Source organism: Actinokineospora pegani (assembly GCF_009745975.1).
Taxonomy (GTDB): domain Bacteria; phylum Actinomycetota; class Actinomycetes; order Mycobacteriales; family Pseudonocardiaceae; genus Actinokineospora; species Actinokineospora pegani.
Map to the genome: position 1 here is coordinate 118,705 of NZ_WHOL01000086.1, position 21,995 is coordinate 140,699.

At 73.7% G+C, this 21,995-nt stretch carries 20 protein-coding genes; 11 read left to right on the forward strand and 9 right to left on the reverse strand.

The window, feature by feature from the left end; translation table 11 throughout:
• Positions 1 to 11 precede the first annotated feature (11 nt).
• Complete coding sequence (locus tag GCL84_RS14560) at positions 12 to 911, forward strand: PAC2 family protein (RefSeq protein WP_156756093.1); 900 nt, start codon at positions 12 to 14, stop codon at positions 909 to 911.
• Positions 912 to 1,139: 228 nt separating this feature from the next.
• On the opposite strand, the gene mshC is transcribed toward GCL84_RS14560, so the two are convergent.
• Positions 1,140 to 2,366, reverse strand: a complete 1,227-nt coding sequence (mshC, locus tag GCL84_RS14565; RefSeq protein WP_156755994.1) for a cysteine--1-D-myo-inosityl 2-amino-2-deoxy-alpha-D-glucopyranoside ligase — start codon at positions 2,364 to 2,366, stop codon at positions 1,140 to 1,142.
• 166 nt (positions 2,367 to 2,532) lie between these two features.
• On the opposite strand from mshC, the gene GCL84_RS14570 reads away from it, so the two are divergent.
• Positions 2,533 to 2,742 (forward strand): hypothetical protein, encoded by a 210-nt coding sequence (locus tag GCL84_RS14570; protein WP_156755995.1) that lies wholly within the window; start codon positions 2,533 to 2,535, stop codon positions 2,740 to 2,742.
• Here the strand turns inward: GCL84_RS14570 and GCL84_RS14575 are convergent.
• Entirely contained in the window at positions 2,739 to 3,857 is a 1,119-nt protein-coding gene (locus GCL84_RS14575; RefSeq protein WP_156755996.1) for an aminotransferase class V-fold PLP-dependent enzyme, read from the reverse strand. The genes GCL84_RS14570 and GCL84_RS14575 overlap by 4 nt on opposite strands.
• The gene (locus GCL84_RS14580) at positions 3,854 to 4,636 is read right to left on the reverse strand and encodes an ion transporter (protein ID WP_235926252.1); all 783 of its coding nucleotides are present in this window, start codon (positions 4,634 to 4,636) and stop codon (positions 3,854 to 3,856) included. Before GCL84_RS14580 ends, GCL84_RS14575 begins: the two co-directional genes overlap by 4 nt.
• Before the next feature lie 90 nt (positions 4,637 to 4,726).
• On the opposite strand from GCL84_RS14580, the gene GCL84_RS14585 reads away from it, so the two are divergent.
• Together GCL84_RS14585 and GCL84_RS14590 are read left to right on the forward strand one after the other, a co-directional pair.
• Positions 4,727 to 5,605, forward strand: a complete 879-nt coding sequence (locus tag GCL84_RS14585; protein ID WP_197523246.1) for an anti-sigma factor RsbA family regulatory protein — start codon at positions 4,727 to 4,729, stop codon at positions 5,603 to 5,605.
• A 47-nt stretch (positions 5,606 to 5,652) separates the two neighbouring features.
• Positions 5,653 to 6,219 (forward strand): DUF4232 domain-containing protein, encoded by a 567-nt coding sequence (locus tag GCL84_RS14590; protein ID WP_235926253.1) that lies wholly within the window; start codon positions 5,653 to 5,655, stop codon positions 6,217 to 6,219.
• Positions 6,220 to 6,244: 25 nt separating this feature from the next.
• Here the strand turns inward: GCL84_RS14590 and GCL84_RS14595 are convergent, their stop codons facing one another.
• Positions 6,245 to 6,490: a hypothetical protein gene (locus GCL84_RS14595; RefSeq protein WP_156755998.1), complete on the reverse strand. Its 246-nt coding sequence runs from the start codon at positions 6,488 to 6,490 to the stop codon at positions 6,245 to 6,247.
• A gap of 80 nt (positions 6,491 to 6,570) precedes the next feature.
• Positions 6,571 to 10,482 (reverse strand): ATP-dependent RNA helicase HrpA, encoded by a 3,912-nt coding sequence (gene hrpA, locus GCL84_RS14600; RefSeq protein WP_156755999.1) that lies wholly within the window; start codon positions 10,480 to 10,482, stop codon positions 6,571 to 6,573.
• A gap of 109 nt (positions 10,483 to 10,591) precedes the next feature.
• Here hrpA and GCL84_RS14605 point away from each other — a divergent pair, with 109 nt between their 5' ends.
• The 5 genes from GCL84_RS14605 to GCL84_RS14625 all read left to right on the forward strand — a co-directional run bounded on the left by GCL84_RS14605 (position 10,592) and on the right by GCL84_RS14625 (position 15,822).
• Positions 10,592 to 11,269 carry a response regulator transcription factor gene (locus tag GCL84_RS14605; protein ID WP_156756000.1) on the forward strand — a complete coding sequence of 226 codons (678 nt, stop codon included), beginning with the start codon at positions 10,592 to 10,594 and terminating at the stop codon, positions 11,267 to 11,269.
• Positions 11,266 to 12,282: a HAMP domain-containing sensor histidine kinase gene (locus GCL84_RS14610; protein ID WP_156756001.1), complete on the forward strand. Its 1,017-nt coding sequence runs from the start codon at positions 11,266 to 11,268 to the stop codon at positions 12,280 to 12,282. The genes GCL84_RS14605 and GCL84_RS14610 overlap by 4 nt, the downstream gene beginning before the upstream one ends.
• Before the next feature lie 70 nt (positions 12,283 to 12,352).
• The gene (locus tag GCL84_RS14615; RefSeq protein ID WP_156756002.1) at positions 12,353 to 13,870 is read left to right on the forward strand and encodes a DUF4153 domain-containing protein; all 1,518 of its coding nucleotides are present in this window, start codon (positions 12,353 to 12,355) and stop codon (positions 13,868 to 13,870) included.
• Between the two features lie 24 nt (positions 13,871 to 13,894).
• Complete coding sequence (locus tag GCL84_RS14620) at positions 13,895 to 15,124, forward strand: FAD-dependent oxidoreductase (protein ID WP_156756003.1); 1,230 nt, start codon at positions 13,895 to 13,897, stop codon at positions 15,122 to 15,124.
• A 173-nt stretch (positions 15,125 to 15,297) separates the two neighbouring features.
• On the forward strand, positions 15,298 to 15,822 hold the full coding sequence (locus tag GCL84_RS14625; RefSeq protein ID WP_235926255.1) for a DUF6319 family protein: 525 nt from the start codon (positions 15,298 to 15,300) through the stop codon (positions 15,820 to 15,822).
• A 52-nt stretch (positions 15,823 to 15,874) separates the two neighbouring features.
• Here GCL84_RS14625 and GCL84_RS14630 read toward each other — a convergent pair whose 3' ends face one another.
• On the reverse strand, positions 15,875 to 16,648 hold the full coding sequence (locus GCL84_RS14630) for an enoyl-CoA hydratase/isomerase family protein (protein WP_156756004.1): 774 nt from the start codon (positions 16,646 to 16,648) through the stop codon (positions 15,875 to 15,877).
• Between the two features lie 133 nt (positions 16,649 to 16,781).
• Here GCL84_RS14630 and GCL84_RS14635 point away from each other — a divergent pair, with 133 nt between their 5' ends.
• Both GCL84_RS14635 and GCL84_RS14640 read left to right on the forward strand, forming a co-directional pair.
• Complete coding sequence (locus tag GCL84_RS14635) at positions 16,782 to 18,242, forward strand: SDR family NAD(P)-dependent oxidoreductase (RefSeq protein ID WP_156756005.1); 1,461 nt, start codon at positions 16,782 to 16,784, stop codon at positions 18,240 to 18,242.
• Positions 18,243 to 18,322: 80 nt separating this feature from the next.
• Positions 18,323 to 18,610 (forward strand): hypothetical protein, encoded by a 288-nt coding sequence (locus GCL84_RS14640; protein WP_156756006.1) that lies wholly within the window; start codon positions 18,323 to 18,325, stop codon positions 18,608 to 18,610.
• Positions 18,611 to 18,668: 58 nt separating this feature from the next.
• Here GCL84_RS14640 and GCL84_RS14645 read toward each other — a convergent pair whose 3' ends face one another.
• The 3 genes from GCL84_RS14645 to GCL84_RS14655 are packed head-to-tail and all read right to left on the reverse strand — an operon-like array spanning position 18,669 to position 21,866.
• A complete protein-coding gene (locus GCL84_RS14645) occupies positions 18,669 to 19,094 on the reverse strand; it encodes a response regulator (RefSeq protein ID WP_197523261.1) in 426 nt (141 codons plus the stop codon).
• 14 nt (positions 19,095 to 19,108) lie between these two features.
• Positions 19,109 to 20,695 carry a sensor histidine kinase gene (locus GCL84_RS14650; protein ID WP_156756008.1) on the reverse strand — a complete coding sequence of 529 codons (1,587 nt, stop codon included), beginning with the start codon at positions 20,693 to 20,695 and terminating at the stop codon, positions 19,109 to 19,111.
• Positions 20,685 to 21,866 (reverse strand): PP2C family protein-serine/threonine phosphatase, encoded by a 1,182-nt coding sequence (locus GCL84_RS14655; protein ID WP_197523247.1) that lies wholly within the window; start codon positions 21,864 to 21,866, stop codon positions 20,685 to 20,687. The genes GCL84_RS14650 and GCL84_RS14655 overlap by 11 nt, the downstream gene beginning before the upstream one ends.
• Positions 21,867 to 21,995: the final 129 nt, after the last annotated feature.

Below are 21,995 nucleotides of genomic sequence, written 5' to 3' on the forward strand. Positions count from 1 at the left end.
AGGACCCGCAGATGGCCGCCGACCGCGTGCCCGACGCCCAGCACCCCGACCTGGTCGACCCCGTTCTGGTGGCGGCCTTCGAGGGTTGGAACGACGCGGGTGACGCGGCGAGCACCGCCATCGAGCACTTGCAACTGACCTGGGACGCGACGCCGCTGCTGGAGGTCGACCCGGACGACTACTACGACTTCCAGGTGACCCGGCCCACGGTGAAGCTGGTGGACGGGGTGACCCGCCGCGTGGAGTGGCCCACGACCCGGCTGTCGGTGTGCAGGCCGCCGGGGTCGAACCGCGACGTCGTGCTCGTGCACGGGATCGAGCCGAACATGCGCTGGCGCAAGTTCTGCGCCGAGCTGCTCCAGCACATCGAGGACCTGCGGGTGACGACGGTGGTGACGCTGGGCGCGCTGCTCGCCGACACCCCGCACACCCGCCAGGTGCCGGTGACCGGCACCGCCTACGACGCCGACTCGGCGGCCAAGTTCAACCTCGAGCGCTCCCGCTACGAGGGGCCGACCGGCATCGTGGGGGTGTTCCAGGACGCGTGCGTGCAGGCCGGGGTGCCCGCCATCTCGATCTGGGCCGCGGTGCCGCACTACGTGTCCCAGCCGCCCTCGCCCAAGGCGACGCTGGCCCTGCTGCACCGCGTCGAGGAGGTCCTGGACGTGGAGGTGCCGCTGGGCGCGCTGCCGGAGCAGGCTGAGGAGTGGCAGGCGACGGTCAGCGAGATGGCCGAGGAGGACGAGGACGTGCGCAACTACGTGCGTGCGCTCGAGGAGCGTGGTGATGACGCTGACGAGCTGGGTGAGACCAGCGGGGACGTGATCGCCGCGGAGTTCGAGCGGTATTTGCGCAGGCGGCGGCCTGGGCCGGGGCGTGGTGGGTCGGGGCCTGGGCCTACTGGGGTGTGATGGGGCTGGGTTGTGTGGGGGCTGGGGGCGGTGCGAGTAGGGCTCGTCCTGTGGGACCGCGGAGTGTGTAACTCCGTGGGACCGGTGTCAAGGGCGCCTTCGGCGTCGGCTTCGCCGATGGGCTTCGCCCACCCCTGACACCGGTCCCACGGAGCTACGAGCGGCCAGGACTGGGTCGAGGCCCGGGGGTGACGAGGTGGGGTGGGTTGTGGTGGGGGTGTGCCACTGTCAGAGCTTGATGCCCAGTAGGGCGTCTATGGCTTGGGCTACTGCGGTGGGGGCGTTGGGGTCGGTGCCGTCTTGGCGGGACCAGGCGTCCATGGCGGCGATGGCCTGGGGGGTGTCCAGGTCGTTGGACAGGTGGTCGCGGAGCCGGGTGATCAGCTCGGTGGCCGGGGGTGCGGTGGGGCGGGTGACGGCGGCGCGCCAGGTCTCGAGGCGGGACTGGGCGGTGTCGAGGATGTCCTGGGTCCAGGAGCGGTCCTGGCGGTAGTGGCCGGACAGCAGGCCCAGGCGGATGGCCATGGGGTCCACGCCGTCGGCGCGCAGGCGGGAGACCAGGACCAGGTTGCCCTTGGACTTGGACATCTTCTCGCCGTCGAGGCCGATCATGGCCGAGTGGCCGTAGTGCCGGGCGAAGGGGTGCTCGCCGGTCAGCGACTCGGCGTGGGCCGCGCTGTACTCGTGGTGCGGGAAGATCAGGTCTGAGCCGCCTGCCTGCAGGTCGATGCCCATGCCGAGGCTGTTGAGGGCGATGACCGAGCACTCGATGTGCCAGCCGGGGCGGCCCGGGCCCAGCTCGCTGGGCCAGCTCGGCTCGTCGGGGCGGGCCGAGCGCCACAGCAGGGCGTCGAGCGGGTGGCGCTTGCCGGGGCGGTCGGGGTCGCCGCCGCGCTCGGCGAAGAACCGGTCCATGGTCTCCCGGTCGTAGCCCGACTCGTAGCCGAAGCGGCCGGTGGCGGCGTGGTCGAAGTAGACGTCGGGGAACTCCTGGTCGTCCACCCGGTAGGCCGCGCCCGCGGCCAGCAGCTTGGCGACCGCGGCGACGATGTCCGGGATCGACTCGACCGCGCCGGTGAACTCGCGCGGCGGCAGCACCCGCAGGGCGGCCATGTCCTCGCGGAACAGCGCGGTCTCGCGCATGCCGAGCACCACCCAGTCGTCCTGGTCGCGGATCGCGCGCTCGAGCAGCGGGTCGTCGATGTCGGTCACGTTCTGCACGTAGTGGACGTCGTGGCCGTTGTCGAGCCAGAGCCGGTGCACCAGGTCGAACGCCAGGTAGGTCGCCGCGTGGCCCAGGTGGGTGGCGTCGTACGGGGTGATGCCGCACACGTACATGGTGGCGGTCGGTCCGGGCGCCGTCGGCCGGACCTGCGCCGAGGAGGTGTCGTACATCCGCAGCGGTCGGGGGGTGCCCGCGACGTCCGGAACCGGGTGGGATGGCCAGGTCTGCATGGCTCGACCCTAACCGGCGCGCACGGCCGGGGCGGCGGCGTCGCACCTGGCGGGAGGCCTGGGCCATTCGAGTGCGATCGCGGTGACACCGGTCACGAACTGCCTCCGATCGGGTCAGGATGGGATCGGGGTTGGTGGACCTGGAGCACCGGAGGGGGTGGTCCTCGTGCGGGTGCTGGTCACCGTCAACGACGACGGTGTGGCCCGGCTCCCGGAGCTCGTGGCGCGGCTGCGGGCGGCCGGACTGGTCGTGGACACCGTGCTCGAGCACGTGGGGGTGATCACCGGCGTGATCGCCCCGCCCGACATCGCGGCCGTGCGCGCGCTGCGCGGCGTCGAGGCGGTGGAGTCAGAACGCGGTGTCGAGGAAGGCTAGGCGAACTGGGCCGTGAGGGCATCGGCCAGGGCGCGGTAGTCGTTCTCGGTGATGTGGGGCGACCCGGCCAGCCGGACGAAGCCCTCGCCGCCGAACTCGACGACGGCCGCCTCGACCCCGCGCGCGCTCAGCTCCGCGTAGAGGGCGTTCGACGACGCGAGGTCGACCACCCGGCCCGCGGGCAGCCGGACGAGCCGCATCAGCGGGGCGTGCAGCGGGCTGACCTGGCCCGGGGCGCCGAGGGCAGCGGAGACCACCTCGACGCCCCGGTCCAAGGACCGGGCCCCCGCGTCGACGGCGTCCCACCCGCCGATCGACGCCCAGTACGCCAGGCCGTCCGGGATGGCCATCCAACCGGAGTAGTCGCTGGTGCCCGCGTGGTCGAACCAGCGGGGGTAGCCGTGCGGGAACTCCCAACTGGGCACGAGCGGCCGGACGCGCTCACGGTGCTCGGGGGCGATCCACAGCGCGGCGCTGGTGTTGGGCGTGTAGGCCCACTTGTGCAGGTTGCCCGCCCAGGTGTGCGCGCCGAGCTGGTCGGGCCGCTGCCGCAGGTGCCCCGGCGCGTGCGCGGCGTCGACGTGCACGAGGGCGCCCCGCTCCCGGCACACGGCGGCGATCTCGGCCACCGGGAGGACCAGCGCGGTCGCCGAGCTGATGGCGTCGACGAGCACCAGCTTGGTGCGGTCGGTGAGCCCGGCCGCGAACGCCGCCACGATCCGCTCCGACGTGGCCCCGACCGGGATCGGCGCGACGCGCACCCGCGCGCCGGTCCGCTCGGCGGTGGACCGGGCGGAGTGGGCGATCGCGCCGTAGCCGTGGTCGGAGACCAGGACCTCCTCGCCCGCGCGCAGGTCGGCCGCCGCCAGCACGGTCGCCGCCGCCTCGGTGGCGTTGCGCACGAGCACGACCTCGGCGCCGAGGAACTCCCCCGCCGCCTCGCGGGCCCTGGCGACGAGCGCGGGCCCGTCGACGCGGTGGAACCGCATCGGGTTGGCGTCGGCGGCCCGCTGGTACCGGGCCTGGGCGGCGCGGACGACCGCGGGGACGATGCCGAAGGCGCCGGGGTTGAGGTGGTGGACGGCGGGGTCGAGGGCGAAATCCGATGCGCTCACCGGTCGGCGGGCGGGGGATCGGGCAGGTTCTGGTGCACGCCGGTGCGCACGGCCTGGCGGATCTGCTCGATGTTCTCCCGCAGCAGGTCGGCGACCAGTTCGTCGGTGCGGGGGTCCGCCAGGATCTCCAGCACCACGCGGATGACGGTGTCGGAGACGGTGCTGACGATCTCGTCGTGGAAGGGGACGCGCTTGAACCGGCCCGCCTGCGGGTCGTCCTTGAGCTTCTCGAGGACCATGTCGCGGATGTCGGCGCGGTTCTCCTCGAGCGCGGCGGCCAGGTTGCGCGCGTAGTGGCCGGTCCGCAGCACGGAGACGACCTCCTCCAGCACGGCGACGGTCAGCGGCTTCTTGACCACGTCGATGAGCAGGCCGCCGAAGCGGCCCATCGCCCGGTTCGCCAGCTCCTCGGCCATCGACCGGTCGACGGGCCTGCGCACGCCGAACAGCAGCACCCCGATCCGCACGGCGCGCAGCAGCCGGAACGCGCGCAGCCACACGTGCGCCAGTGGCACCATGCCGATCAGGTCGAACCAGTTGTGCAGCACGAACCGGCCGGTCCACCCCGCGCGCGCCCAGCGCCACAGGTACTCGACCGCGAACACCGCGCAGAACGCCCAGTCGAGCCGCACGATCAGCTCGCCCACGGCCGCCGGGGGGTGCCAGAACGCCCGGTAGACCAGCAGCGCCGTCGACACCACGGCCAGCGCCAGCATCACCCAGTCGTCCACGTCGACCCGGTGCCGCTTGGGCACCGGCGCCATGCCGTCGATCATCATGACGTTCACCCTCCCGGACAGCGGGGTGCGTGGCCACTCGCGCGGGTACTCTGCCCCTGGCCACGAGAGGGGACGCAGATGGTCGGGTTCGTGCACGAGGCACTCGTCCACCACGGCGACGAGGATTACCGCGCGGGCGCCGAGGCGTTCCTGCGCGCCGCGGTGGACGCGGGCGAGTCCGCCGTCGCCCTGGTCGACTCGTCCCGCCACCACCTGCTGGGCGGCCTGGCCGGGACCGGCGTGCGCCTGGTCGACGCCGAGAAGCTCGCCCGCAACCCGGCCCGCCTGATCCCGGTCCTGCGCGAACTGGTGGACAGCGCGGACGGTCCCGTCCGCTGCCTGGCCGACCCCATGCCCAGCCCCCGCCACGCCGACGCCGCCGCCGAGCTGGCCCTGCACGACGCGCTGCTCAACCTCGCCTTCGCCGACACCACCGGCTTCGCCCTGCGCTGCGCCGTCACCGCCGAGCGCGCCCCCACCGCCGAGCGCACCCACCCGGTCCTGGTCTCGGCGGACGAGGCCCGCACCAGCGCCGCCTTCTCCCCCGGCACCGCCGTCGACGCCTTCGGCGCCACCCTCACCGCCCCCACCGAGGCCCTCGCCGCCGTCCACTTCACCCTCGACGACCTCCCCGAACTCCGCGACCTGGTCACCGTCCGCGCGGGCGCGTTCGGCCTGCCCCGCGAACGGGCCCTGGACCTCACCCTCGCCACCAACGAGATCGTCACCAACAGCATCGTCCACGGCGGCGACCGGGGAACCCTGCGCCTGTGGCACACGGAGACGACCTTCGTCTGCGAGGTGACCGACAGCGGCCACATCCGCAACCCCCTGGTGGGCCGGGTCGCCCCGATCCCCGCCACCCTGGGCGGCCGGGGCGTCTGGCTGGCCAACCAGCTCTGCGACCTGGTGCGCATCCGCTCGGACGCCCACACCGGCACCTGCGTCCAGCTCCAGATCGACCGCTGACCCCACCGGTCGACCGTTCCGCCACCGGGGGTGGCAGGCTCTGACCCGTGCGTCCCCCGACTTCGGTGATGACCGTCGGCGCGCTGCTGTGCGGGAGCGTGCTGCTCACCGCCTGTGGCGCAGGCCAGCCCGTCCCGCCCCCGCCCACCTCGTCCCCCACCAGCACCGCGGTCGACGACCCGTGCCCGGGGTCGGGGGTCGCCATCTCGGCGGGCGAGGTGGACAGCGCCTCGGGCCTGCGGGGGCTCGGCGTCTTCCTGACCAACTGCGGTACCCGCGACCACACCGTGCACGGCTACCCGGTGGTCCGGGTGCTGGACGCGGACCGGCGACCGCTCGACGTCGTCGTCGGCAATGGGTCGCCGCCGGTCAGCGCACCGGACAGCTACGACACGGCGCCCCAGCCGGTCACGTTGCGGCCCGGCGAGCGGGCGACGGCGCGAGTCCTGTGGCGCAACACGGTCACCGACTCGACGGTGAACGCCACCGTCGGCCGCTACCTGGAGATCGCACCGGCCGCGGGCGAGCCGACCCAGGTCGTCGCCCCGCGCGGCGGGATCGACCTCGGCAACACCGGTCGCCTGGCCGTGAACGCCTGGGCCGTCCGCCCCTGACACCCGTGCGGTGCGGCGTTCGCGCTCACACCGGGAGTCCGCGCGCTCTCCTGGACACCGTGCTGCCGAGCCGCATCGATGCCACCAAGGCGCCGGGGAGGAAGGTCATGGCGAGGATGAGGTCCGGGCCCCAGACACCCGAGAACACCAGCCACCCGACCAGCCCCGCGGTGACCGCCAGGTGCGCGGACATGACCACGACCCGGGCCGCGGGGTTCGTCACGGGCACGAACGCCACACCGAGGGAAACGAGGATGATCAGCAGGCCCATCTGTCCTCCCGGGGCCGGCGGGCTCCAGCGGCAAACCCCCACCAGGCTAGAGAAGGCGGGGCAGCGGGGTGTCGCCTCCCTCACGGGATCAGCGAGGCGATCGCGTTGCGGACCTTCTTCTCCGACACCGAGGTGGGGTTGCCGAGGGTCTGGGCGAAGAAGCTGACCCGCAACTCCTCGATCATCCACTGCGCCTCGTGCACCTCCGCCGTCTCCCGCAGCGCCGGGTGCCGCTGCTGGACCGCCTCGTGGTGGGCGTCCTCCAGGTCCTGCACGATGTGCATCCACGCCCGGTCCCGGTCCGGCCGCTCCGCGAGCTTGTCCAGCCTGCGATCGATGGCCTGGAGGTACCGGTGCAGGTTCGCCAGCCGGGCGGCGCCGGTGGTGGTGATGAAGCCGGGGTGGATCAGGTGGGAGAGCTGGGACTTGATGTCGTCCAGGGGCTCTTTGTAGATCGGTCCGCGCAGGGGATCGATGCGGTTCTGGAGGGTGTTCCAGGCGCCGATGACCTGGCGGGCGGTGCGCAGGACGTCGAGGGTTGTCGCGTTGAGGTTGGTGCGGACGTAGGTGCGGAGGCGGTCGAAGGACTTCTCGGTCCAGGCGACGCCGCCCGCTTGGGCGATCAGGTAGTCGGTGGCGGCGTTGACGCAGTCCGACAGCAGGGCGGGGACGCCGCCGTGGGGGTTGTGCGACAGGGCCAGTTTGTCCTGGTTGGACAGTGAGCGGACGACGTGCTTGGTCGGGGAGGCGACGCCGAGGAGGACGAGTTTGCGGGTGCCGGTCCACATGGCGGCGCGCTGCTCGGCCTCGGTGTCGAGCATCCGGACGGCGACCGTCGCGCCCTCGTCGACCAGGGCCGGGTAGGCGGTGACGACCAGGCCGTTCTGCTCGGTGCGGGCGACCTTGGGCAGGTCGCCGATCGTCCACGCGGTCAGGCCGGTGCGGTGCAGGTCGACGGTGGCCTCGTGCAGCGACGCGCGGAGCTGGGAGCGGAGCTGGTGCTTGAGGGCGCCCAGGTCCTTGCCCGTGGCCAGGGTCTTGTCGCCGTCGACCACCTGGAAGGTGGTCTTGAGGTGGTCGGGGACGGCGTCGAGCTGCCATGCCTCGCGGGGGATCATGACCCCGGTCAGCGCGCGCAGCTCGCGCCCGACCGCGTCCGGCAGGGAGTCCTCCACCGGGGCCAGGCCGCGCACGACGGCCTTGGCGAAGTCGGGCACGGGCACGAAGTTGCGGCGCACCGCCTTGGGCAGCGACCGGATCAGCGCGGTCACCACCTCCTCGCGCAGCCCGGGGACCTGCACCGACAGCCCGTCGCCGGAGAGCTGGTTGAGCACCGAGATCGGGACCCGGGCGGTCACCCCGTCGTCGTCGCGGCCGGGCTCGAAGCGGTAGGACAGCGGCAGGGTCAGCCCCTCCTGCCGCAGCGCGTCGGGGAACGCCTCGGCGTTGACCTCGACGGTGTCGTTGACCAGGTCCGCCTTGCTGAAGGTCAGCAGGTCCGGGGTCGCCCGCCTGGCCTGCTTCCACCAGGAGTCGAAGTGCCGGGCCGAGACGACCTCGGCGGGCACCCGCTGGTCGTAGAACTGGAACAGCGCCTCGTCGTCGACGACGATGTCGCGGCGGCGGTAGCGGTGCTCGAGGTCCTCGACCTCGGCCAGCAGCGCCCGGTTGTCCCGGAAGAAGTGGTGCCGGGTCTGCCAGTCGCCCTCGACCAGGGCGTGCCGGATGAACAGCTCGCGCGAGACCTCGGGGTCGATGCGCCCGTAGCGGACCTTGCGCGCCACCACGATCGGCAGGCCGTAGAGGGTGACCCGCTCGACCGCCATCGCCGAGCCCTGCTTGGCCTCCCAGTGCGGCTCGGAGTACGTGCGCTTGAGCAGGTGCTCGGCGAGCGGCTCGATCCACTCCGGCTCGACCCGCGCCGCGGTCCGCCCGAACAGCCGCGAGGTCTCCACCAGTTCGGCGGCCATCACCCAGCGCGGCGGCTTCTTCGACAGCACCGACCCGGGGAACAGCACGAACTTGGCGTTGCGCGCGCCGACGTACTCGCGGCCCACGTCGCGGCCGGTGGACTTCAGGCCCGGGTCGCGGAAGCCGATGTGCGACAGCAGGCCCGACAGCAGCGCCTTGTGCACGTCGGCGGGGGCGGCGGGCGCGTCGTTGGCGGTGATGCCGAGCTGGCGGGCGACCTGGCGAAGCTGGGAGTGGATGTCCTGCCACTCGCGCACGCGCAGGTAGTTGATGAACTCGGCCTTGCACTCGCGGCGGAACCTGTTGCCGGACAGCTCTTTCTGCCGCTCGCGCAGGTGGTTCCACAGGTTGAGGTAGGACAGGAAGTCCGACTCCGGGTCGGCGAAGCGGGCGTGGCTCTGCTGGGCCTGCTGCTGCTTGTCCTGCGGGCGCTCGCGCGGGTCCTGGATGGACAGCGCGGCGGCGATGACCATGACCTCGGCCAGGCAGCCGTTGCGGTCGGCCTCGAGCACCATCCTGGCCAGCCGCGGGTCGACGGGCAGCGCGGCGAGCCTGCGGCCCATCTCGGTCAGCTTCTTGTCCGCGTCCAGCGCGCCCAGCTCGACCAGCAGCTGGGTGCCGTCGGCGATGTGGCGGCGGTCGGGGGGCTCGATGAACGGGAAGTCGGCCATCTCGCCGAGGTCGGCGGCGGCCATCTGCAGGATGACCGAGGCCAGGTTCGTGCGCAGGATCTCCGGGTCGGTGAACTCCGGGCGGGCGTCGAAGTCGTCCTCGCTGTAGAGGCGCACGCAGATGCCGTCGGAGGTGCGCCCGCACCGGCCCTTGCGCTGGTTGGCCGAGGCCTGCGAGACCGGCTCGATCGGCAGCCGCTGGACCTTGAGGCGGTTGCTGTAGCGGGAGATGCGCGCGGTGCCGGTGTCGACGACGTACTTGATGCCCGGCACGGTCAGCGACGTCTCGGCGACGTTGGTGGCCAGCACGACCCGCCGCCCGGAGTGGGCCTGGAACACCCGGTGCTGCTCGGCCGAGGACAGCCGCGCGTACAGCGGCAGGATCTCCGTCCCGCGCAGCTCCGCGGCGACGAGGGCGTCGGCCGCCTCGCGGATCTCGCGCTCGCCGGAGAGGAACACCAGCACGTCGCCGGGCCCCTCGGCGGACAGCTCCCGGACGGCGTCGACGATGCCCTGGGTCTGGTCGCGGTCCGGGTCGGCCTCGGGGTCCTCCGGGTCGACCAGCGGCCGGTAGCGCACCTCGACCGGGAAGGTGCGGCCGGAGACCTCGATGACCGGCGCGCCGCCGAAGTGCCGGGAGAAGCGCTCCGGGTCGATGGTGGCCGAGGTGATGACGACCTTGAGGTCGGGGCGGCGGGGCAGCAGCCTGGCCAGGTAGCCGAGCAGGAAGTCGATGTTGAGGCTGCGCTCGTGCGCCTCGTCGATGATGATCGTGTCGTAGCGGGACAGGGTGCGGTCGTGCTGGATCTCGGCCAGCAGGATGCCGTCGGTCATGATCTTGACCAGGGTGCGCTCGCCCACCTCGTCGGTGAACCGCACCTTCCAGCCGATCGTCTCCCCCAGCGGCGTGCCGACCTCCTCGGCGACCCGCTCGGCCACGGTGCGCGCGGCGATCCGCCGCGGCTGGGTGTGCCCGACCATGCCGCGCACGCCCCGGCCCAGCTCCAGGCACATCTTCGGGATCTGGGTGGTCTTGCCCGAGCCGGTCTCCCCCGCGATGACCACGACCTGGTTGTCCCGGATGGCGGCCAGGATGTCCTCGCGGCGCTGGCTCACCGGCAGCTCGGCCGGGTACTTCAGCGGCGGCAGCGAGTCGCGGCGGGCGGCGAGCCTGGCCTCGGCCGCGGCCACCTCGGCGGCGACCGCGGCCAGGGCCTGGGCCCGCTTGCCGGGGTCGCGCGTCTTGCGCAGTCCCTCCAGCCTGCGGCCGAGCCTGCGCTCGTCGCGGGCCATCAGCTCGGGCAGCCGGTCGCGCAGGTCGGCGAGGGTGGGGGTCGTTTCGGCACTCATTTGCCCCCAGCCTAGGCAATGCCCGGGACCGCGCTCACCCGGATTACCTCCACAGGATGTTCACAATCCGCACTGAGCACCCCCACCACCCCGGCATACAGTCCAGAGCATGGGCAGCAAGCGCAAGGTGCTGGTGGTCGAGGACGACCCCACCATCGCCGAGTCGATCGCGGTCCGGCTGCGCGCCGAGGGCTTCGAGGTGGACCTGGCCCACGACGGCCCGGCGGGGGTGGCCGCGGCCGAGTCGGGCAGGCCGGACCTGCTGGTGCTCGACGTCATGCTGCCCGGCTTCGACGGCCTGGAGGTGTGCCGCCGGGTGCAGGCGGCGCGGCCGGTGCCGGTGCTGATGCTCACCGCCCGCGACGACGAGACCGACCTGCTGGTCGGCCTGGCCGTGGGCGCGGACGACTACCTGACCAAGCCGTTCTCGCCGCGCGAGCTGACCGCCAGGGTGCACGCGCTGCTGCGCCGGGTGGAGCGGCGGGCGAGCACCGACGGCGTGCTGACCGTGGGCGACCTGGAGGTCGACCCGGTGCAGCGCCGGGTGCGCCGGGGCGGCGACGAGGCGCACCTGACCCCGATCGAGTTCGAGCTGCTGGCCTACCTGGCCGCCCGGCCGCGCGCGGTGCAGCCCAGGGAGCGGCTGCTGGCCGAGATCTGGGGCTGGGGCGAGGCGGCGGGCACCCGGACGGTGGACAGCCACATCAAGGCGCTGCGGCGCAAGCTGGGCGCCGACCTCATCCGCACCGTGCACGGTGTGGGCTACGCGCTGGAGGTGCCCGCGTGACCGCGCTGCGGACCGTCGCCGACTGGCTGCCCCGGCCGCTGGACCCGGTGCGCTCGATCAAGGTCAAGATCGGCATTCTGCTGGTCGTCTCCGGCTGCGTCGGCCTGGCGTACTTCTGGTGGGCGATCGGCTGGATACCGCCCACCACGTCGATCACCGCGATCGTCGGGGCGGTGCTGACCTCGCAGGTCCTCGCGCACGGCATGACCAGGCCGCTGCGCGAGATGACGGCCGCGGCCAGGGGCATGGCCCGCGGCGACTACTCCCGCCGGGTGCGGGTGACCGCCCGCGACGAGGTCGGCGACCTGGGCCGGGCGTTCAACCAGATGAGCGCCGACCTGGCGCAGGCCGACCGGTCGCGGCGGGAGCTGATCGCCAACGTCTCCCACGAGCTGCGGACCCCGATCGCCGCGCTGCGCGCGGTGCTGGAGAACGTCGTCGACGGGGTCAGCTCGGCCGACCCGGCGACGATGCGCACCGCGCTCGCCCAGACCGAGCGGCTCGGGCGGCTGGTCGACGAGCTGCTGGACCTGTCCCGGGTCGACGCGGGCGTGCACGCCCTGGCCAGGGAGGAGGTCGAGGTGGCGCCGCTGCTGGCCGAGGTCGTCGCCGAGGCCAGGGTCAACGCCGCCGCGGCGGGCCGCTCGGTCCGGTTCACCACGTCGGTGTCGCCCTCGGCGTCGGTGGTGCGGGCCGACCGCGAGCGGCTGCACCAGGTGCTGGTCAACCTGTGCGACAACGCCGTGCGGCACGGCCCGCCCGACGGCGAGGTGCGGGTGCTGGCGGGCACCGGCCCGCGCGGCACCGTGCTGGACGTGGCCGACGACGGCCCCGGCATCGACCCGGCCGAGCGGGACCTGGTGTTCCGCCGGTTCACCCGAGGCGAACGGGCCAGCGGCGGCGGCACCGGCCTGGGGCTGGCGATCGCCCGCTGGGTGGTCGAGCTGCACGGCGGCACGATCGAGGTCGTCGACGACCTGGGCTGCCGCATCCGCATCACCCTGCCCACCTGACCCCACCCACCCCTGAACCGCCCCGGGCCCCGCCCGCGGGCGCCACGAGCGACCCCTGGAGACCCCTGTCATGGACGAGCGAACCATCCAAACCGAGCCCGCCGAGGGTGTCGGGTCGTCGCGACCGGTGCACCTGGGCCGGGTCCCGGCCCAGCCGGGCTGGATGGACCGGCACTGGCGACCGCGCTCGCCCCGCGCGTCGCGGCCGGTGGTGCTGTGGGCGGTGGGGGCGGCGCTGCTGGGCGCGTGGGCGCTGCCGCTGGAAGTGCCGGGGGCGGGGTGGACCGTGGCCGCGCTGGGGGTGGCCACGGCCCTCCTCGCGCTCGGGCGGACGGCGCGCGCGAACTGGTGGTGGCTGCTGCTGGGCGTGGCGCTGATGACCCTGCCGACGCTGCGGGCGGCGTCGTGGCTGACGGCGCTGGCCGTGCTGGGCGCGGGGGTCGCGCTGGCGGCGTCGGTGTCGCGCGGCCGGGCGGCGCGGGACCTGGTGTGGGCGCCGGTGTTCTACGGCGCGGCCGTCTTCCGGGCCGTCCCGTGGGCGGGCCGGGGGCTCAAGCACGTGGGCGGCGGCCAGGGCGGGGTGCGGGTGACGCGCACGGTGGTGCTGAGCCTGCTGGTGCTGCTGGTGTTCGGCGGGCTGCTGGCGGGCGCGGACTCCGACTTCGCCGACCTGATCGACGTCGTGCTGCCCGCGGTGGACGGGGAGAGCCTGGTCCTGTCGGCGTGGGTGTTCGCCGTGCTGCTGGCGCTGGTGCTGGCCGGGTCCTTCCTGCTCGACTCCCCCGTCGACGCGCCTGAGCCGGACCGGCCGCGCCGGACCGTGCGGGTGGCGGAGTGGGCGTGGCCGGTGGGGGTGCTGGTGGCGCTGTTCGCGGCGTTCGTGGCCACGCAGGTGCGCTCGCTGTTCGGCGGCGAGGGGCACGTGCTGCGCACCGCGTCGCTCACCTACGCCGAGTACGCGCGGTCCGGCTTCTGGCAGTTGCTCATGGTCACCGCGCTGACGTTGGCGGTCATCGGTGTGGTCGCCCGCGTGGCGCCGCGCGAGACGGCCGGGGAGCGGCTGTGGCTGCGGTCGGTGCTGGGCGTGCTGGTGGTGCTGGCGCTGGTGATCGTCGCCTCGGCGCTGGTGCGGATCTGGGTCTACCAGGGCGCCTACGGGTACACGCTGCTGCGGCTGCTGGTCAGCGTGGCCGAGCTGTGGATGGCGGTGCTGTTCGTCCTGGTCCTCGTCGCGGGCGCGCGGCGGCGGGCGCCGTGGCTGCCCTCGGCGGTGGTGGGCTCGGCGCTGGTCGCCCTGCTCGCGCTGGGGCTGCTGGACCCGGAGCGGTTCATCGCCGAGCGCAACGTGGCCCGGTTCGCCGAGACCGGCCGCCTCGACGTCCACCACCTGAGCACGCTCATGGCCGACGCGGTCCCGGCGCTGGCGGCGCTGCCGGAGCCGCAGCGGTCCTGCCTGCTGTCCCAGCAGCTCGCCGAGCTCGAGGCGGACGAGCGGCTGACGGAGTGGAACCTGGGCCGGGAGCGGGCGCGGCGAGCCCTCGCCGAGGTCGACGTGGACCTGGCGCGCGCCTGCTCTTCAGCGCGCTGATCCCGACCGCCATACGGTGGTGCCGTGGACACGGACGTGGTGGTCGTCGGGGCGGGGCTGGCCGGGCTGGCGGCGGCGGTGACGTTGCACCGGGCGGGGCGCGAGGTGGTGGTGCTGGAGGCCGACGAGGCCCCCGGCGGCCGGGTCCGCACGGACCGGCTCGACACCGCGGCGGGGCCGCTCCTGCTCGACCGCGGGTTCCAGGTCTTCAACGCAGGCTACCCCGCGGCCCGCGACCTGCTCGACGTCGAGGCGCTGGGCGTGCGCCCGTTCCTGCCCGGCGCGCTGGTCAGCGACGACGACGGCCTGCACCTGGTGGCCGACCCGAGGCGCGAGCCCGCGCGGCTGCCCGCGACGCTGCGCGCCCCGATCGGCTCGCTGCCGCGCAAGGCGATGCTGGGCGCCTACGCCGCGGCCCTGGCCGCCGCCCCGGCCAGGACCCTGCGCGGGCGCGACGACCGGCCGTTCCGCAGGCGGCTGGCCGAGTACGGCATCCGCGGGCCGGTGCTGGAGCGGTTCCTGCGCCCCTTCCTGGCCGGGGTGTTCCTGGACCCGGAGCTGACCGTGCCGACCCGGTTCGCCGAGTTCGTGCTGCGCAGCTTCGCCCGGGGGACCATCGGCGTCCCGGCGGCGGGGATGCGCGCCATCCCCGACCAGCTCGCCGATTCGCTGCCCGCCGGGATGGTCAAGTACAGCTTCCCGATCGCGGAGGTGTCGCCGGGCGGGGTGCGCGGGGACTTCGGCCCGGTCACGGCCAAGCACGTCGTCGTGGCCACCGGTGGGCCCGCCGCGCACCGGCTGCTCGGCGGGCGCGTCGACCCGGTGCGCACCCGCGGCTGCGTGACCCACTACCACCTCGCCGACGCCGTCCCGACCGAGCACGCCGCGCTGGTGCTGGAGGCGGCCGGGCGCGGCCCGCTGACCAACAGCATCGTGCTGACCAACGCCAACCCGGAGTACGCGCCGGGCCGGGTGCTGGTCTCGTCGACCTCGGTCGGGACCGAGGACCCGGGCGAGGCGGCGGTGCGGGCGCACCTGGCGAAGCTGTACCACCGGGACACCTCGGCCTGGGAGCCGGTGCGGTCCTACCGCGTCGCCGACGCCCTCCCGGTCTCGGGCGGGCCGTTGCGGATGCCGGTCGACCTGGGCGACGGCCTGTTCGTGTGCGGCGACCACCGGGACACACCGTCCCTGCAGGGCGCCCTGGTCTCGGGGCGGCGGACGGCCCACGCGGTGCTCTCCGCCGGGCGCTGAGGAGAGCGCCGGCCTCGGTCGCGTTCCAGGGCCGGTCACCGTTCATGTCCACAAGGGACACCAGTGCGGCGGGCGGCGGTCCGCGCGACACGCCGAGGCCGCCCCGATGATCGGCGGCAGGTGAACTAGTGTTCTAATTCGCGTCCACCCCGTGTCGTGAGAGGGAGTCGATCGTGTCCACCGAGACCGGTGTCGAGACCGTGACCACCGCCCCGCAGGCCGCCGTTGCGGCCACGCAGGCGCCCGCCGCCCCGGCCGAGGCGGCGGCGAAGCCGGAGGACAAGCCCAGCGAGCCAACCGCCGCGGCAGCCCCCCAGACCGCCGCCCCGGTCGAGGAGGCCGAGGAGCCCGCCCCGGCGCCGAAGCAGGCGCCCGCCAAGAAGAAGGCGACCCGCACCCCCAGCACCGCCAAGAAGACCCGCATGGTGGAGCTGACCCTCACCGTCACCGGCACCGCCGAGGGCGAGTGGCAGGCCGAGCTGACCCAGAGCGGCAAGCGCGTCCTGCAGGGCGTGTCCGTGCCCGCCACGTCGGTGTCCCGCGCGGCCGCCGAGCTGCACGAGGACATCGCCAAGGCGATCGAGACCGTCCTCGACGCCGCCCGCGAGCAGCACCGCGCGCGGATGGAGGAGCTCGAGGCGGAGCTGGCCAAGGTGAAGGCCGCCCTGTCCGAGCTGCAGGAAGAGCCCGAGGTCTGAGTCGCGCCGGGTCAGGGGCGGTCCGGGTCTCCCGGGCCGCCCCTGACCCGTCTCAGCGGCCGGAGAAGGTGGCCTTGCCCGGGCCGTCGGCCAGGAACGAGGCGACGCCGCCGCGCAGGTCCTCGGTGTCGAACAGGCCCGCGGCGATGGCGGTGACGTGCCGGTTGGCCTCGGGCACCCCGCCGGACTCGAAGTGGCGCAGGACCTGCTTGGTCGCGCCGTGCGCCAGCGTCGGCCCCTGCGCGAGCCGGTCGGCGTAGGCCAGCGCGGCCTCGGCGAAGCCCTCGTCCGGCAGGACGGCGTTGACGACGTTCCACCGCTCCAGGGTCGCCGCCGGGTACCGGTCGCCGGTGAAGACGAACTCCTTGGCTCGCCCCACGCCCGCGCGCGCCGCGAGCCGCTGCGTGCCGCCCATCGTCGGGGTCAGCCCGATGACGTTCTCCACCAGCCCGAACCCCGCCCGCTCCGCGGCGAGCAGGATGTCGCAGGCGACCGCGATCTCGAACGCCCAGGTCAGGCAGAGCGCGTGCGCGGCGAAGACGGTGGGCACCGGCAGCGCGGCCACCCGCTCGGGCAGGTCCAGCATGGTGTCGAACAGCCGCTGCGCGTCGCCCCTGGTGCCCTGGGCGTCGAACAGGGACACGTCCACGCCGCCGCTGACGACCTTGCCCCGGGCCTGGAACAGCACCGCCCTGGGCAGGTCGGCCTCGATGGCGGCGAGCACGTCGCCGAACTCCTCCTGCAGGGCGGCGGTGTAGAGGTTCAGCGGCGGCGAGTCCACCGTCACCACGGCCACCGGCCCGACCCGATCCAGCTCAACACCCACGTCGCCACTCCCAGCGTCCTCGCTCCGAACGGCCCATTGTGCCGCCGCGCGGCGCAGCGCCCGGTGCGATCCGGGTCACCCGGACGGGCCTTCTAGAGTGGTAGGCCGCAGGAGCGCCGGGGCAGGGGAAGCGATGACCGAGTTGGGCACCACCGACACACTGGACGTGACCGAGGGGCACCCGGGCATCGACGCCGACCGGCTGGCCGCGTGCCTGGCCGTGCTGGCCGAGGTGAACGAGCTGCCGACCGAGCACCCGGACGCGGTCGCGGTCCGCCGGGCGACCGCCGGGATCTTCAAGTCGGTCAAGCAGCGGCGCAAGTCGGCCAGGCGGGCGGCGGTGACCGAGAACGACCGGCGGATCACCGAGGCCACCGCGACCGGCTCGCCGCAGCGCATCGACGACGAGACCCAGGGCATCCCGCTGGTCTCGAACACCCCGGGCGCCACCGCGGGCACGCTGCTGCGCGCACGCTCCTGCTACACCTGCAAGCGCCGCTACCACGAGGTCGACGCGTTCTACCACCAGTTGTGCCCGGCGTGCGCGGAGCTCAACCGGTCGCGCCGCGACGCGCGCACCGACCTGACCGGCCGCCGCGCGCTGCTCACCGGCGGCCGCGCCAAGATCGGCATGTACATCGCGCTGCGGCTGCTGCGCGACGGCGCGCACACCACCATCACCACCCGGTTCCCGCAGGACGCCGTGCGCCGGTTCGCCGCCATGGCGGACGCGGACGACTGGCTGCACCGGCTGCGCGTCGTCGGCGTCGACCTGCGCGACCCGGCCCAGGTCGTCGACCTCGCCGACACGGTCGCCGCGGCGGGCCCGCTGGACATCCTGATCAACAACGCCGCGCAGACCGTGCGCCGCTCCCCCGGCGCCTACGCCCTGCTGGCCGAGGCCGAGTCGGCGCCCGCGCCGGACGGCCCGCGGCCGGAGATGATCAGCCTGGGCCGCACCTCGGACGCGCACCCCCGGGCGCTGGCGGGCACGCTGACCATGGACGCGCAGGCCGCCACGGCGCTGGCGCTGACCGCGGGCTCGGCGTCGCCGGAGCGCATCGCGGCGGGCACGGCGATCGATGCGGGCGGGCTGGTGCCGGACCTGCACGCGGTCAACAGCTGGACCCAGCGCGTGCACGAGGTCGACCCGGTCGAGCTGCTGGAAGTGCAGCTGTGCAACCAGACCGCGCCGTTCATCCTCGTCTCCCGGCTGCGCCCGGCGATGGCCGCGGCCCGCGCGCGGCGCAAGTACGTGGTGAACGTGTCCGCGATGGAGGGTCAGTTCTCCCGCGCCTACAAGGGACCCGGCCACCCGCACACCAACATGGCCAAGGCCGCGCTGAACATGCTGACCCGCACCAGCGCCGAGGAGATGCTCACCGACGGCATCCTCATGACCGCCGTCGACACCGGCTGGATCACCGACGAGCGCCCACACCCCACCAAGGTCCGCCTGGCCGACGAGGGGTTCCACGCCCCGCTCGACCTGGTCGACGGCGCCGCCCGCGTCTACGACCCGATCGTGCGCGGCGAACTGGGCGAGGACATCCGCGGCGTCTTCATGAAGGACTACGCCCCGTCCGCCTGGTGAGCGCGGTCACCGTTGAGAGAGCAACCTCTTATTCGGTGGCACGTCTCATCAGTAAAAGACAAAACGGACGGAGTAGACACGTGACCCGCACCATTACCGGACTCGCCGCGACCCTGGCCCTCCTCTTCGGCGCCCTCGGCTGCACGACCACCCAAGACCCCCAGGACACCCCCGCGAGCACGGCCCCCGCCCCGACGTCCACCGACTCGGACGACAACAACGACGACCAGGACGACCAGGGGCCCGGCGACGACGACCAGGACGACAACGGCAACAACGGAGACGACAACAACGACGACAACGGCAATGACAACGGCAATGACAACGGAGATGACAACGATGACGACGGCCCCGGCAACGACGGCTGAGGCCATCACCGCGAGCCGAGCCCTCGACCCAGGTCAGGCACCGCCCACGGCGTAGTGCCTAGCGGGGCAGCTTGACCACGGTCACGAAGAATTCGTCGATCTTCTGGATGACCTCGATGAAGCGGTCGAAGTCGACCGGCTTGGTGACGTAGGCGTTGGCGTGCAGCTCGTAGCTGCGCAGGATGTCCTCCTCGGCCTCCGACGTGGTCAGGACGACCACCGGGATGGACCGCAGGGTGGAGTCCGCCTTGATCTCGGCGAGGACCTGGCGGCCGTCGAAGCGGGGGAGGTTGAGGTCGAGCAGGATCAGGTCCGGGCGCGGGGCGTCGGCGTACTCGTCGTCGCGGCGCAGGAAGCGGACGGCCTGCTCGCCGTCGCGGACCACGTGCAGGGTGTTGCGGATCTTGTAGTGCTCGAAGGCCTCGCGGGTCATGAGCACGTCGCCGTCGTCGTCCTCGACGAGCAGGACGTCGATGATCTTCATGCCGGTGGGGTCTGTCACGAGGTCTCCGGTGTCTCTGGGGTCGTCCCGGTCCCGCCGGGCGCTGGGGCCAGCCTAGTCGGGTCGGCGACCGGCAAGGTGAACCGGACGCGCGTGCCGCGCTCACTCGGCTCGATCCAGATCCGGCCGCCGTGGTGTTCGACGATCTTGCGGCACATCGCCAGGCCGATGCCGGTGCCCGGGTAGTCCTCCTTGCCGTGCAGCCGCTGGAAGATGGCGAAGACGCGCTCGGCGTACTCCTCCCGGACGCCGATGCCGTTGTCGGCGACCAGCAGGTCCCACTGGTCGCCGTCGCGCCGCGCGGTGATCGACACGCGCGGCGGCTCCTCGCCGCGGAACTTCACCGCGTTGCCGATGAGGTTCTGCAGCACGGCCGTGAGCAGCACCTCCTCGCCGTGCACCACCGGCAGCTCGCCGACCTCGACCACCGCGCCCGCCTCCTCGACGGCGGCGGACAGGTTGGCCGCGGCCTGCGCGGCGGCCGCGCCGAGGTCGACCGGGCCGCGCTCGCGGTTCTGCCGCCCGACGCGGCTGAACGCCAGCAGGTCGTTGATGAGCACCTGCATCCGCTTGGCGCCGTCGACGGCGAAGCCGATGTACTGGTCAGCCCGCTCATCGAGCTCCCCGGAGTAGCGGCGCTGCAAGAGCTGGCAGAAGCTGGCCACCTTGCGCAGCGGCTCCTGGAGGTCGTGCGAGGCGACGTAGGCGAACTGCTCCAGCTCGGCGTTGGACCGCTTGAGGTCCTCGGTGCGCACGTCCAGCTCGGTGTTGACCACCCGCTGCGCCGCCACCTCGGCCAGGATGCGCCTGCGCATGGAGTCGATGTCGCCCGCCAGCTCGGCGAGCTCGCGCGGCCCGCCGACCCGCAGCTCCTGGGCGAAGTCGTCGTCGGCCACCACCCGCCGCACATCGGCGGCCAGCCGGGCCACCGGGCCCGCCACGGCCGCCCGCAGCGCCAGGGTGACCAGCACGAACACGACGAGCAGCACCAGGGTCATCGCCACGCAGACGACGACCAGCGTCGTCGCCGCGCCCGACAGCGAGTCCCGCCCCTGGATCCGCGCCGCCTCCAGGGTCCCCTGCAGGTCGCGCATCGCCTCGCGGACCTCGTCGAAACGCGCCTTGCCCGCGGCGGCCTCCGCCCCGACCACCGGCCGCCCGTCCCGAACGGCCGCGACGGCGGGTTCCGCGTAGTCGGTGCGCCACGCCACCGCCGCCGCGGCGACGCGCCGCGCGGCGGCCGCGGCTTCGGGCATCTCCTGGATGAGCGGGGTGAGCGCGCCCATCGCCGCGGCCTCTCGGAGCGCGCCGGACCGGTAGGGCTCGAGGAAGTCGTCCCGGCCGGTCAGGGCGTAGCCGCGCACGGACGTCTCCTGGTCGGCCAGGGCCAGGTCGACCCGCAGCGCCTGCTGCACGGCGGGGTCGATCCGGTCGACGAGCGCGACGCGGGCGTCGATGAGCCCGGAGATGGCCAGCGCCCCCGCCGCCACCGCGCCGCCGAAGACCGCGACGAGCACGACGGCGGCCAGCCCGACCCACCGTCGTAGCGACCACTGCTGGGGGTCCGGGCGGTCAGCCCGCATGGTCCACCCTGCTGACCAGCAGGGCGGCGACGTCGTCGACCAGGTCGCCCTGGTTGAGCGCGCGCGCCCGCTGGATCAGGTCCTCGAGCAGGGTGGCGGGCCAGCCCGGGCCCGCCCCGGCGAGTTCGCCGACCATGTCGGTCAGCCGGTCGACGCCCAGGCGCTCCGCGGTGTCGCCCATCCGGCCCTCGATGAGGCCGTCGGTGTAGAGCACCACGTGCCAGGCCTCGCCCAGCTCGACCGTCGCCGACCCCCAGCTCGCCTTGGGCCGCACGCCCAGCGGCACGCCGACGGGGGCCGAGAGCAGGCCGGTGCCCGCGGGGGTGTGCAGCACGGGCGGCGGGTGCCCGGCCAGGCGCAGTTCGGCGGAGCGCCGGTCGGGGGCGATGGAGAGCACGCAGACGGTCGCGAACAGGCCCTCGAGGTGGCGCTCGTGCACGAGGACGCGCTGCATGGTCGAGAGCACCTCGTCCAGCGGCCGGCCCGCCAGGACCAGGGCGCGCCAGGCCACGCGCAGGTGGACGCCGAGGGCGGCCTCGTCCGGGCCGTGTCCGCAGACGTCGCCGATCATGACGTGCACGGTGCCGTCCTCGACCTGGACGACGTCGTAGAAGTCGCCGCCGAGCTGCATGCGCTGCCTGCCCGGCCGGTACTGCGGCTGCACCCGCAGCCGCGCGTCGTCGAGGACCGGGGAGGGCAGCAGCCCGCGCTCGAGGCGGGCCTTCTCCACGGCGTACACGCGCTCCTCGTGCAGTTGCCTGGCGATCTCCTCGGCCCGCACGCGCTCGACGGCGTAGCGGATCACCCTGGTCAGCAGGTTGCCGTCGACGTTGCCCTTGACCAGGTAGTCCTGCGCGCCCGCGGCCACCGCGGCGATGCCCTGCTGCTCGTCGGCCAGCCCGGTGAGCACGACCACGGCGACCTGGCCGCGGCTGGCCTGCTCGACGCGCTGGACGGCCTCCAGGCCGGTCGCGTCGGGGAGGCCGAGGTCGAGCAGCACGCAGTGCTGACCGGGCAGCAGCGCCATCGCCTCGGCGATGCTCTGCGCGCGGGTGAGGACGATCGGCGCGGCGGCTTCCTCCAGCAGCGCCTCGACCAGGATCGCGTCCCCCGCGTCGTCCTCGACCAGGAGCACCCGTACCAGGCCCTGGTTGGCCAGGACAGCATCCATATCCACCTGCTCCAGGGACCCTCGGGCGTGTTGTCCGGCGATGGTAACGGCATGGGCGCGTGCCGCCGCCGCGACACCACCCGACGATGATCACACCCCGGCGGCGGCCGGGCCGGGTTGAGGCGCCCC